Here is an 11,939-nt window from a genome sequence, read left to right as displayed (position 1 = left end):
CAAATCGAAACGCCAGCGTTGAAAGACGCTGGCGTTTTTCTTTGCCTGAACCGTTTGTCGATTTGATTCGGCAACGAGTTTGAATCGCCGTGCCCGATTATCTTGGGCGAATATCGTCCGGGTCGAATAACTTTTGTTGGAGATGATTGGCCGTCGCCGGAAGTCCGGGCCGGGCTGGTGTGCGCGAGAGTTTCGGCGCCGGCATCGGCCACGCCAGTCCGTCTTGCATGAAGAAGTTGCGCCGCGCCTGCTGATGGGGGTGCAGAGGCGCTTCAGCGGCGGTCAGCACCGGCGCGACGCAGGAGTCGCTTCCCTCGAAGATGGCGACCCAGTGCGCGAGCGGCTGCTGGCGGATCCGGGCCGACACCGCATCGCGCCATGCCGGCCAATGCGTGGGATCGTCCTGCGACGGTGCGGGCAGGGCCAGTCGCTCCATGAGTTCCTGATGGAAAGGCGCCTCGATCGCGCCGAGCGACAGCCAGCGGCCATCCGCGCATTCGAAGCAATCGTAGAAGTGCGAGCGGTGGAGGAAAAGGTTGCGCGACGGGTCGTCGTCCCAGCGATCGCCGGCCCGCAGGGCCTGGATGAGCGTCCCCATGTAGCCGACGCCGTCGAGGATGGCGGCGTCGACGACCTGGCCCCGTCCCGAGCGGCGAGACTCCCACAACGCGCACATCAGTCCGAAGAGCATCGTCAACGCGCCGCCGCCGATGTCGCCGAGCAAGGTGGCCGGCAGCGCGGGCGGCTGGCCGGGGCGTGCCGCGAAGGGCATCAGGCCGCTCAACGCGACGTAGTTGATGTCGTGTCCGGCGCTCTGCGCCAGCGGCCCGGTCTGGCCCCAACCGGTGAGCCGCGCGTAGACCAGCTTCGGATGGGCCGCGAGCAGCGTGTCCGGTCCCAGGCCGAGTCTTTCCATCACGCCGGGGCGGAAGCCCTCGATCAGCGCGTCGGCGCCTGCGACGAGCTCACGCACCCGTGCCAGTCCGGCGGGCGATTTCAGATCCGCCTGCACGGCGGTCTTCCCGCGATTCAGTGCCGCGCCGCCACCGAGCCGGGTCTCCCCGCCCGGACGTTCGACGACCGTCACCGTGGCTCCGAAATCCGCCAGCACGAGCCCCGCGAACGGCGCAGGGCCGATGCCGGCGAACTCCACGATCTTCAGGCCGTTCAAAGGACCGCTTGCAGCGGTCTCTGGGGTGTCGCTCATGCCGGGTTGTCCTGCGAGGCTGGGATCGTCACACCATAACGCGTCGGCGCGCGGGTCTCCGTGCCCGTGCGCTAGCAGGGTGCCGTGGCGCGACACAATAGCCGCCATGAGCAAGGCATTCACGAAGGAACCCGAGAGCGGCGACGACGATGACGACGGCCCGTCGTTGCCCGCATTGCCGCAGGGCTCGCGCAACTACATGACACCGGCGGGTTACGCCCGGCTGCGCGCCGAGTTCATGCAGTTGCTCGACGTCGAGCGCCCCAAGATCGTCGAGATCGTGTCCTGGGCGGCGAAGAATGGCGATCGTTCGGAGAACGGCGACTACCTCTACGGCAAGAAGCGTTTGCGCGAGATCGACCGCCGCCTGCGCTTCCTCACGAAGCGGCTGGACATCGCAGAAGTCGTCGACCCCAGTGCCCATCACGGCAGCGACCAGGTGTTCTTCGGCGCCACGGTGACCTACGCCAACGCGAAAGGCGAGGAGCGGACCATCACCATCAAGGGCATCGACGAGTCGGACAGCCTCGCGGGCGAGGTGAGCTGGGTGTCGCCGATCGCGCGCACGCTGCTGAAGGCGCGCGAGGGCGACGAGTTGCAGCTGGTGACGCCGGTCGGCGTGGAACCGATCGAGGTCGTCGAAGTCCGTTACCCGCAGCCCGCGAAGCCTGACTGATGCGTGTGATTGAGGCCTGATCAGGGCTTCACGCGCCAGGCGCGCATCACGGCGCTCGAGCGCTTGAGCGTGCGCAACGCGTCGGCCAGATGCAGCCGGTCGCGCACCGCCAGCAGCAGCGTCATCTCCGCCGTCTCGCGCTGCTGCGAGTCGTCGCTCATGGCAATGTGGGTGATGTCGGCCTCGGCGCTGCTGACCGCGGTGGCGATCTGCGCGAGCACGCCCTTGCCGTTGCGCATCAGCACGCCGACCTCCGCCTCGAAGCTGCGGCTCAGTTCCTCGCCCCAGCCGACGGCGATCCAATGCTCGCTGTCGCGCTGGAACAGGCGTCTGCCGACCGAGCATTCGGCCGTGTGCACCACCAGTCCCTCGCCGCGGCCGAGGTAGCCCTTGATGTCGTCGCCGGGAATCGGCCGGCAGCAGGTGGCCAGCCGCACCGATGCGCCCTCGCTGCCGTCGATCAGGACCTGGCCCTGCGCCGGCGCGTCGTCGGTGGCGAAGCGGCCCATCGTCAGCAGCACCGCGTCGGGCCGCTGGCCCTGGTCGGACAAGGTGCGCGCCAGCTTCTTCGCCACGATCGTCGCGATCTTGCGCCCCAGGCCGATCTCGACGAGCAACTCGTCGACCTGCCGGTTGCCGGCCCAGCGCGCCAGGTCCTGCCACAGCGCGGCGGCGGTCTCGTCCTCGGGCTGGAGGCTGGGCAGCGCCAGGCCTTCCGCGCGCAGCGCCTGCGCCAGCATCTTGTGGCCGAGCTCGCGCGACTCCTCCTGCTCCAGGTTCTTCAGGAAGTGCCGGATCTTGGAGCGCGCCCGGCCGGTGCGCACGAAACTCAGCCAGGCCGGATTCGGCCTCGCGCCGGCGGCGGTGACGACCTCGATCACGTCCCCGCTGCGCAGCTCGGTGCGCAGCGGCACCGGCTCGCCGTTGACCTTCGCGGCGACGCAATGGTCGCCCACGTCCGAGTGGATCGCGTAGGCGAAGTCCACCGGCGTCGCGCCCTTGGGCAGCGCCATGATCTTGGACTTCGGCGTGAACACGTAGACCGCGTCCGGGAACAGGTCGATCTTGACGTGCTCCAGGAACTCGGTCGCGTCGCGGGTCTCGTCCTGGATGTCCAGCAGCGACTGCAGCCAGCGCGACCCCAGTTGCTGCGCGCCCTTGGCGTCGCCCTTGCTCTTGTACAGCCAGTGCGCGGCCACGCCCTTCTCGGCGACCATGTGCATGGCCTCGGTGCGCATCTGGAATTCCACCGGCGTGCCCATCGGGCTGACCAGCGTCGTGTGCAGCGACTGGTAGCCGTTGGGCTTGGGGATGGCGACGTAGTCCTTGAACCGGCCCGGTTGCGGCTTGTAGAGCTGGTGCAGCACGCCCAGCGACCAGTAGCACTGGGGCAGGTCCTGCACGATGACGCGGAAGCCGAAGATGTCGCTCACCTGCGCGAAGCTCAGGTGTTTCTCTCTCATCTTCTTGTAGATGCTGAACAGCGTCTTCTCGCGGCCCTGGATCTCGACGCGCAGGTTGGCCTCGGAGAAGGCCTTCTGCACGTCGCGCTCGATGCGCGCCACCAGGTCGCGCCGATGGCCGCGCGCCTTGGTGACGGCCTTGGCCAGCGCGCCGTGGCGCCACGGATGGATGTACTGGAACGACAGTTCCTGCAGTTCGCGGTAGATCTCGTTGAGGCCGAGCCGGTGGGCGATCGGGGCGTAGATGTCCAGCGTCTCGCGGGCGATGCGGCGGCGCTTGTCGAACGCCATGTGCTGCATCGTGCGCATGTTGTGCAGGCGGTCGGCCAGCTTGATCAGGATCACGCGGACATCCCGCGCCATCGCCAGCAGCATCTTGCGGAAGCTCTCCGCCTGCGATTCCTCGCGGGTCGAGAATTGCAGCTTGTCCAGCTTGGTCAGGCCGTCGACCAGTTCCGCGGTCGGCGCCTCGAAGCGCTCGATCAGCTCGGTCTTGGTGACGCCGCAATCCTCCATCGCGTCGTGCATCAGCGCGGCCATGATGGCCTGCGCGTCCAGGCGCCAGTCCGCGCACAGGCCGGCAACGGCGATCGGATGGGTGATGTAGGGCTCGCCGCTGGCGCGGAACTGCCCCAGATGCGCCTCGTCCGCGAACTTGTAAGCCTCGCGGATGCGCTTGACGTCGGCCTTGGGCAGATAGTGCAGGCGATCGACGAGCGCGTCGAACGAGGACGCCTCGGCGGCCGTGTCCGGCGTGGCCTTGGGGCCGGCCAGCCCGGTCAGGCCTGGAATGTGAGCGGTTGCGAAGGAGCGGAGACCCATGCGGTGCAATTTAACCGATGGCGACAGGGGTTTCCGGTGAGAGGGCTTGCGGGCTCGAAGCTCCTTCGGGCCCCGGATTAGGGGTTTATCCCTATCAAGAAAACACGAAAGGCGCGGACTGAGGCCTAAAGTCCGGAGATCGCCCGCCGATAAACCGAACATGCCCTGGAAGGGCGATGGCCCGGGAAGTGTCCCGGCCCCGGCATCCGCTGGCCGAAATGTGCGGACACCTCGCGGGAGGCTCGCCATGATTGCTGCCCTGAACAACACGACGAATTTGAACGGACCCGGTGCCAGCACCGGGCAGTCGGCACGCGTGCGCGAAGCCGACGTCTACGATGCATCGACCGCTTCCCAGGCCGAGGCCTCCGCCGTGGTGAGCCTGTCGCCGCAGGCGGCGAGCCTGGCCGCCTCCGACACCCAGACGCAGGCAGCGTCGGCGCAGACCTCGACCGTGCAGACTCAACCCGCCCAGGCCCAGGCCCAGACTCAGGCTACAGCCCCGGCGCCAGCGCCGACCCCCGCGCCGGCTCCGGCGCCTGCTGCCGCGCCGCAGACCGTGACGGCGCAAAGCACCTCTTTCCAGCCGTCGAATGCCCGGGCGGCCGTGGTCTCCCAGGACGAGAAGTTCCCCGAGCCGATCAGCCTGGTTCCCAACCTGGTGTATGCCGAGGCCGATTCGGACCAGAACGGCGTCATCTCGCCATCGGAGCGTCGCTCCTACGACATCCTGCATCCCACGCTGGGCCAGCGCCCGGCCGATGTGCCGCCCAAGCGCGTCGTCGATGCCGAGTTGCGCGAATACGCCTCGATCGCCAAGAACCAGTTCTGAGCGACTGAGCGACTGAGCGTTTTTCCTATCGCCCGATAGGGGGATCCGGGACGGACTCCCCCTTCCGAGGGCCCTCCTCAGTTGGGTATGCATCGCGCGTTCGAGCGCGCAAAGTTGACTCCATCGCAGCTCGTGACGAGTTGCCTGTCGTTGAAGGAGTCAGCCATGCACTTCGCCGAAGTCGAGACCGGGGATTACCGCATCTACGCCGGCGCGATCGAGCGCCCCCGCCAGTTCGGCTACGTGGCGGCCGTCGTCGTGGTGCGGACGGGGCGCAGCGAGGCGATGAACAAGCGTGAGGCCTTCCGTGACGAGAATCTGGCCGGCGGCTACGGCTGGGCGACGCCGGCGGAGGCGCTGCGCTTCGCCATCAACGCCGGCAAGGAAGCGGTGATGTGCCGCATCGGGATGTACGCATGAACGGGGGCTCGCACATGAGCGGAGCCGGCCTGTTCGAGGACGACCTGTTCGAGGACTTCCTCGCCACGCTGCCCCGGGTCTCCGCGGCTGCCGCCCCGCGGCGGGGGGCGATGGCCGGTCCGGCGCGCGTGACGCACGGGGCGAACGTGGCAAACGTGGCGAACGTGGTTCAAGCGGCTCATCCCGTGCTTCGTCGCGTCATCGCCCTCCCGCGCTTGGATCGTCGCGACGGGGCCGCTATCGTGCGACCATGTCGACCCCGGTCCTCCCCGTCAGCCCACCCGAGCCCCCGCATCCGGCCTGGCACGGTTTCGTCTCGTACCTGACGCCGCAGCGGGTCCTGCTGGCCCTGGCGCTGGCCACCGTCTTCGCGCTGGCGCTGCAACCGATCTTCATCACGCCGTTCCCGGTCCTGCTGGGGCGGACGATGTTCGTGGGCATGCTGGCGCTGCTGGCGTTCTCCGCGGCCGGGCAATGGCCGCGCCGCCTGCCGCGCTGGTGGGCGCGCTGGTTGTTCCAGGTCGTCGTCGTCGCGGCGGCGGTGCCGCTGGCCACGCTGGCGGTCTACATGGTCGCCGTCGGCGGTGACTTCTCCAGCTTTGTCGAATCCGAGTCCCGGATGCTCGGCTTCCTCTGGATCGCGGGGTCGGGCCTGGTGGTCGGGCCGCTGCTGGCGATGGGCGCGCTGTACAGGCAACGCGATGCCGAGGCCCGCAGCCAGGCCCTCAGCTTCGAGCTCGAGCGCAGCGAGCTCGGGCGCCAGGCGCTGGATGCCCGGCTGCGGCTGCTCCAGGCGCAGGTCGAGCCGCATTTCCTGTTCAACACGCTGGCCAATGTCCGCGCGCTGGTCGAGACCGGTTCGCCGCAGGCGGCCCCGGTGCTGCGGAGCCTGATCGCCTACCTGCGGGCGGCGATGCCGCGGCTGCAAGGCGATGCGACGACGCTGTCGGACGAGGTCGCCTTGGTGCGCGCCTACCTCGAGCTGATGCACCTGCGGATGCCGGACCGGCTGGACTACGTCGTCGACCTGCCGCCGGAACTCGGCGGCCTGCGCTTTCCGCCGATGGCCTTGCTGACGCTGGTCGAGAACGCCGTGCGTCACGGCATCGACCCGGGCGAGGAGGGCGGCCGCATCGAGGTCGGCGGCGCGCTGCGCGACGGGCAGGTCCGGCTCTGGGTCAGCGACACCGGTGTCGGCATGACGCAGAGCATGGGCAGCGGCACTGGGCTGCGCAACCTGCGCGAGCGCCTGACGCTGTTCTACGGCCTCGGCGCCACGCTGGCGCTGACCGAGAATCTCCCGCACGGCCTGTGCGCCGAAGTGCGCTTCACTCCGCAATGACATGACCGCTTCCGCGCCGACCGCCCTGATCGCCGACGACGAACCGCTGCTGCGCGACAGCCTGCAGCGCAGCCTCGCCCTGTTGTGGCCCGAATTGCGCATCGTCGGTCAGGCGCGCAACGGCCGCGAGGCGGTCGAGTTGTTCGAGGCCCACCGGCCCGACATCGCCTTCCTCGACGTGCACATGCCGGGCCTGAACGGGATGGAGGCGGCGCGTCAGATCGCGCGTCAGGCACAGGTCGTGTTCGTCACCGCCTTCGAAGACTATGCCTTGCAAGCCTTCGAGCGCGGTGCGATCGACTACCTGGTCAAGCCGGTTGACGAGGTCCGCCTCGCCGACACGGTCGGTCGGCTGAAGGAGCGCCTGGCGGAGTTGCCCCGGCGTTCGCGCGGGGAGGGTCATCAGGCGACGCTGGAAGCCGTCATCGACGAACTCGCACGGCGCATGGCCCGGCAGCCGGGTGTGCCCTCGCCGGCCGCCGGCGGCCTGGCGACCGACACGGGGCCGCTGCAATGGATCCGTGCCTCGGTGGGCTCGACGCTGAAGCTGATCCCGGTCGATGAGATCCTCTTCCTGCGCTCGGACGAGAAGTACACGCTGGTCGTCACCGCGGAGGGGGAGGCGCTCATCCGCACGCCGATCCGCGAATTGATCGAGCGGCTCGATGCGCAGCGCTTCGTGCAGGTCCATCGCTCGGTGGTCGTGAACCTGCACGCGATCAGCCACGTCACGCGTGGCCCCAATGAAACGGCCGACCTCCACCTGAAGGCGCGGCCCGAGGTGCTGCCGGTCAGCCGCAGCTACCTGCACCTGTTCCGGCAGATGTGAGACAGCCCTCGAGGACCGGCCAGGCCGGTCCCCAGGGACTCAGCGCCCGGGTTGCGCCTGCTCCAGGGGTTGAGGTGCGGCGGGCAGCGGCACCTGTTGCGCCTTGCCCTGCACGACGACGGGCTCCAGCTGCCACATCGGGGCGGCGACGTTGACCATCTGCACGACGGCCATCACCGCCACGGCGATGATCGCCGCCATCAACGCGGTGTGCATCGCACCGTCGGAGAAGCGGTGCATCTCGCGTTCGTCGTTGGCCGAAGGCCGGTGTCGTGCCAGTGCGCGCCAGCCGTTCCACGCTTGAGAGAGTCGGGTGTCCATGGTCTCTGCTCCTCGTCGACAACCTGCAACAAGTCTAGGTGGCGACCGGGAGCGCTTCCAGCAAAGCCGGACGTGAAAAAGCGCGGCTCAGCCGCGCTTTTCCGCTGTCCGTCGCATGGACGGCAGGACGCTCAACGTTGCAGCGCTTCGGTGCGGGTGTTCAGCCACGCGAGCGCATCGCCCTCGACCAGCGGCGCCAGACGGCGGCGCACGTCGGCGTGATACGCATTCAGCCACGCGAGTTCGTCTTCCGACAGCAAGGCCACCGCGATGCAACGCGTGTCGATCGGGCAAAGCGTCAAGGTCTCGAACGCCAGCATCTCGCCGAACTGCCCCTTTTCGGGGGTGTCGAAGGCCACGTTCAGCACCAGGTTCTCGATCCGCACCCCCCATTGGCCGGGGCGGTAGAGGCCGGGCTCGATCGACGTGATCATGCCGGGCTCCATGGCCATGTTCGCATCGGGCACAGCTTTCGAGATGCTCTGCGGGCCTTCATGCACGTTCATGAAGTAGCCGACGCCATGGCCCGTGCCGTGGCCGTAGTCCAGACCATGGGCCCACAGCGGCGCGCGGGCGATGGCATCGAGCATGGGGCTCAGCGTGCCGCGCGGGAACGCGGTGCGCGACAGCGCGATCGTGCCCTTGAGCACCAGCGTGTAGTCGCGCTTGTGGTCGTCGGTGATGATGCCGATCGGCCAGACGCGGGTGATGTCGGTCGTGCCGCCGAGGTACTGGCCGCCGGAGTCGATCAGCAACAGGCCGTTGCCTTCGATCTGGGAGAAGGACTCGGGCGTCGCGCGATAGTGCGGCATCGCGCCGTTGGCGTTGAAGCCGGCGATCGTCGAGAACGACAGGCCGACGAAGCCGGGACGCTTGGCGCGCTCGGCGGTCAGGCGCTCATCGATGGTGAGTTCGGAGATCTTCTCGCCGCGCGCCATCGCCGCCTCGAACCACGCGTAGAACGCGCACATCGCGGCGCCATCCTGTTCCATCGCCTGGCGGATGAACTGTGCTTCCGCGGCGTTCTTGCGGCTCTTCAGCAGCGTGCTGGGGTTGATGGCTTCGACGACGGTCGCCGACGCGGGCAATGCCTCGCGCAGGCCGAGCGTCACACGTCGCGGATCGATCAGGACCTTGGCGTCCGAAGGCAGGGCGCCGAGCGAGGCGCGGGCGTCGGCATAGGGCGCGAGACGCACGCCATCGGCCGCGAGCCGTTGCTCCAGGGCCGCATCGATCTTGCCGGGCTGCACGAACAGCGTCGCGCCGTTCCTGTCGAGCAGCGCATGCGCGAGGAACACGGGGTTGTAGGTCACGTCGGAGCCGCGCAGGTTGAACAGCCAGGCGATGTCGTCGACGCTGGAGATCAGATGATGCGAAGCGCCCTGCTTGGCCATGCCTTCGCGCACCTGCAGGAGCTTGTCCGCACGGCTGACGGTGGCTTGCGGCGAGGCGTGTTCGTAGATGGGCGCGTCGGGCAGGCCGGGGCGGTCGTCCCAGGCTTGGTCGATCAGGTCGAGCGCGGTGTTGATCAGCACGCCCTTCGCGCCGAGCGCGTTGCGCAACTGTTGCGCGACGGCGAGTCCGAGGACCTGGCCGTCGACGACCAGCGTCTGGTCGCTCTGCAGCGTGTCCGCGATCCAGGTGATGTGCTGGCTGGAGGCGCCGGTGGGGATCTTGAAGAGGGCGATGCCGCTGCCGGCGAGTTCGCGTTCGGCGGAGGTCCAGTAGCGACTGTCGGCGAAGAGCTGGGCGTCATCGAGCGTGACGACCAGGGTGCCCATGGAGCCGGTGAAGCCGGAGAAGACTTCGCGAGCCTGCCAGCGGCGCGGCAGGTACTCGGAGAGATGCGGATCGGCCGAGGGGACCAGGATGGCGTGGGCGCCGGCATTGCGCAGCGCGTCGCGCAATCTGGAGATGCGCAGCTTGATCTGGGAAAGGCGGGTGTCCATGGCGGGCCTCGGCGGGTTGGCGGGCGTGGAACGCAGCGGCCGGGTGGGTCGCGCGCGTGAAGTCGCCGATTGTAGAAGTGACGCCTCCATGACTTCTGTCCGACGCGCCAGGCCCAGGGCGCACGGCGCGCACCGCAGGTCGGGGGGCGGAGGGCGGCGGCGCTGTGCGGACGCCCTAACATCTCGCGCTTGGAAAAGAGGGGAAAGATTGGAGAAGCACGCGATGAGGATGTCAGGTGGAGCCGGTGACGCGGTGCGTCAAAGACTGGTCAGTGGCCTGCTGCTGATACTGATGATGGGGACGAACGCGGCGGCCTCGCCCGCGTCCGAGGCGAGCGACGCGGACCGGCTGCAGGCGGCCGTGCGCTTCGTCTCCGCGCAACTGGCGGCCGACGCCGATCCGAAGCAGATCCTGCAAGCGCGTGGAAGGCCGCGTGTCGCGCATGCGGGGGAACCGCTGCAGGACTGCGACCTCACCGTGATCGTCCGGGCGATCGAACAACGCGGCGCGCCGGAATTCGAGGAAGGCCCGACTGGCGCGCCCGTCGTCGCGCGGGTGCCGGTGGTGGCGGAGCTGGTGTTCGTCGAGGCCGGCCTCGATGGCGGCCCGACGCCGCTGCTCGCCGGCGACAGCGCCTGCACCTTCGCCTACGAGCGTTTCGATGCGCAGCGCGCCGCCTTCGAGTCCGTCGAGACTTTCCGCCTGCGCCCGCACACGGCGGAGTTCCGCACCTGGGGCGAGGCGGCGGAGGTCTGGCGCGCCGGCGTGCCCGTGGCGGGCGCGCAGCCGCGCCGCTTCGTTGCGATCGATCCGGACAAGCGCTACGTCCGCTTCTGGGTGCGGGTGAATGTGGCCGATCCGGCGGCGGCCTACCGCCTCGCGCCGCAGTTCCCGCGCCACTGGCTGGCCCGGGACGCGGTGCCCAAGCTGGAGAACATCAACCTGCGCCAGGAAACCATCCTGATGGCGAAGCTGTCCGACCGCAACCCTGCCGCACGGGGCGACGAACTCAAGAACGACCTCGTGCGCATGCAGGCGCAACTGAAGCAGGACCGCTGGCGCTTCGACCGGCTGAAGGCAGGACTCGAACGCCTGGAGGCGGTCGAATCCTTTGCGGAGCTGCCCAAGCCTTGACGAGCGACTCGGGCTTCAAAGCTCCGTGCGCAGCGCCCACAGCTCCGGGAACAACACGACGTCGAGCATCTTGCGCAGATAGCTGACGCCACCGGTCCCGCCGGTGCCGCGCTTGAAGCCGATGACGCGTTCCACGGTGGTGACATGGCGGAATCGCCAAAGCCGGAACGCGTCTTCGAGATCGACGAGTTCCTCGCCCATCTGGTACAGGTCCCAGTGCGCCTTGGGATCGCGGTAGACCTCGAGCCACGCGGCCTTGACGCCGTCGTCGGCGCTGCGGGGCTGAGTCCAGTCGCGATCGAGCGCGGCGGCGGGCACGTCGATGCCGCGTCGCTTCAGCAGCCGCAGGACTTCGTCATACAACGAGGGCGCTTCGTAGGCCGCCTGGACCTCGGCCAGCAGATCGGCCCGATGCGCGTGCGGCTTGAGCATCGCGGCGTTCTTGTTGCCGAGCATGAACTCGATGCGCCGGTACTGCGCGCTCTGGAAGCCGCTGCTGTTGGAGAGGTAGGGCCGGATGGCCGAATACTCCGGCGGCGTCATCGTGCTGAGCACGTCCCAGGCGTGGACGAGCTGCTCCATGATCCGCGACACCCGGGCCAGCATCTTGAAGGCCTCGGGCAACTGGTCCGAGGCCACGTGCGTCACCGCGCCGTGCAGCTCGTGCAGCATCAGCTTCATCCACAGCTCCGAGGTCTGGTGCTGGATGATGAAGAGCATCTCGTTGTGGTCGGGCGAGAGCGGATGCTGGGCGCTCAGCACCTGGTCCAGGCGCAGGTAGTCGCCGTAGCTCATGTCCTTGGAGAAGTCGAGCTGCGCGCCTTCCTCGCGGACGATCGATTCACCGCCTTGTGCATGGCCTTGCGCGCCGCCTTGCCCGACGCCTTCAGCGCCCTTGTCGCCGGCTTCAGAGGCCGGGCCGGATCCATGTCCCATCGGGCAA

At 68.5% G+C, this 11,939-nt stretch carries 11 protein-coding genes; 6 read left to right on the top strand and 5 right to left on the bottom strand.

What is annotated here, in order from left to right:
* Positions 1–97: 97 nt before the first annotated feature.
* Positions 98–1,315 (bottom strand): CaiB/BaiF CoA transferase family protein, encoded by a 1,218-nt coding sequence (locus tag AC07OZ_RS16275; protein WP_495468135.1) that lies wholly within the window; start codon positions 1,313–1,315, stop codon positions 98–100.
* Between AC07OZ_RS16275 and greB the strand changes: the two genes are divergently transcribed.
* A complete protein-coding gene (greB, locus tag AC07OZ_RS16270) occupies positions 1,314–1,883 on the top strand; it encodes a transcription elongation factor GreB (protein WP_495468134.1) in 570 nt (189 codons plus the stop codon). The genes AC07OZ_RS16275 and greB overlap by 2 nt on opposite strands.
* A gap of 20 nt (positions 1,884–1,903) precedes the next feature.
* On the opposite strand, the gene AC07OZ_RS16265 is transcribed toward greB, so the two are convergent.
* Complete coding sequence (locus tag AC07OZ_RS16265; RefSeq protein ID WP_495468133.1) at positions 1,904–4,168, bottom strand: RelA/SpoT family protein; 2,265 nt, start codon at positions 4,166–4,168, stop codon at positions 1,904–1,906.
* A gap of 247 nt (positions 4,169–4,415) precedes the next feature.
* Between AC07OZ_RS16265 and AC07OZ_RS16260 the strand changes: the two genes are divergently transcribed.
* The 4 genes from AC07OZ_RS16260 (at position 4,416) to AC07OZ_RS16245 (ending at position 7,591) form a co-directional block, all read left to right on the top strand.
* Positions 4,416–5,000, top strand: coding sequence for a hypothetical protein (locus AC07OZ_RS16260; RefSeq protein WP_495468132.1), 585 nt, complete (start codon positions 4,416–4,418; stop codon positions 4,998–5,000).
* 165 nt (positions 5,001–5,165) lie between these two features.
* Positions 5,166–5,420, top strand: coding sequence for a hypothetical protein (locus AC07OZ_RS16255; protein ID WP_495468131.1), 255 nt, complete (start codon positions 5,166–5,168; stop codon positions 5,418–5,420).
* 250 nt (positions 5,421–5,670) lie between these two features.
* On the top strand, positions 5,671–6,762 hold the full coding sequence (locus AC07OZ_RS16250) for a sensor histidine kinase (RefSeq protein WP_495468130.1): 1,092 nt from the start codon (positions 5,671–5,673) through the stop codon (positions 6,760–6,762).
* A 1-nt stretch (position 6,763) separates the two neighbouring features.
* Positions 6,764–7,591: a LytR/AlgR family response regulator transcription factor gene (locus tag AC07OZ_RS16245; protein WP_495468129.1), complete on the top strand. Its 828-nt coding sequence runs from the start codon at positions 6,764–6,766 to the stop codon at positions 7,589–7,591.
* Between the two features lie 39 nt (positions 7,592–7,630).
* On the opposite strand, the gene AC07OZ_RS16240 is transcribed toward AC07OZ_RS16245, so the two are convergent.
* Both AC07OZ_RS16240 and AC07OZ_RS16235 read right to left on the bottom strand, forming a co-directional pair.
* Positions 7,631–7,912, bottom strand: a complete 282-nt coding sequence (locus tag AC07OZ_RS16240; protein ID WP_495468128.1) for a hypothetical protein — start codon at positions 7,910–7,912, stop codon at positions 7,631–7,633.
* Between the two features lie 131 nt (positions 7,913–8,043).
* On the bottom strand, positions 8,044–9,861 hold the full coding sequence (locus AC07OZ_RS16235; RefSeq protein WP_495468127.1) for a M24 family metallopeptidase: 1,818 nt from the start codon (positions 9,859–9,861) through the stop codon (positions 8,044–8,046).
* A gap of 253 nt (positions 9,862–10,114) precedes the next feature.
* Between AC07OZ_RS16235 and AC07OZ_RS16230 the strand changes: the two genes are divergently transcribed.
* Positions 10,115–10,996 (top strand): hypothetical protein, encoded by an 882-nt coding sequence (locus AC07OZ_RS16230; protein WP_495468126.1) that lies wholly within the window; start codon positions 10,115–10,117, stop codon positions 10,994–10,996.
* A gap of 15 nt (positions 10,997–11,011) precedes the next feature.
* Here the strand turns inward: AC07OZ_RS16230 and kynA are convergent, their stop codons facing one another.
* Positions 11,012–11,932 (bottom strand): tryptophan 2,3-dioxygenase, encoded by a 921-nt coding sequence (gene kynA, locus AC07OZ_RS16225; protein ID WP_495468125.1) that lies wholly within the window; start codon positions 11,930–11,932, stop codon positions 11,012–11,014.
* Between the last annotated feature and the right edge of the window lie 7 nt (positions 11,933–11,939).

This window comes from Roseateles sp. GW821-FHT09G03 (genome assembly GCF_059416045.1).
The sequence above is the reverse complement of the archived record's forward strand: the minus strand, read 5'-3'. Positions and strand labels throughout refer to the sequence as shown.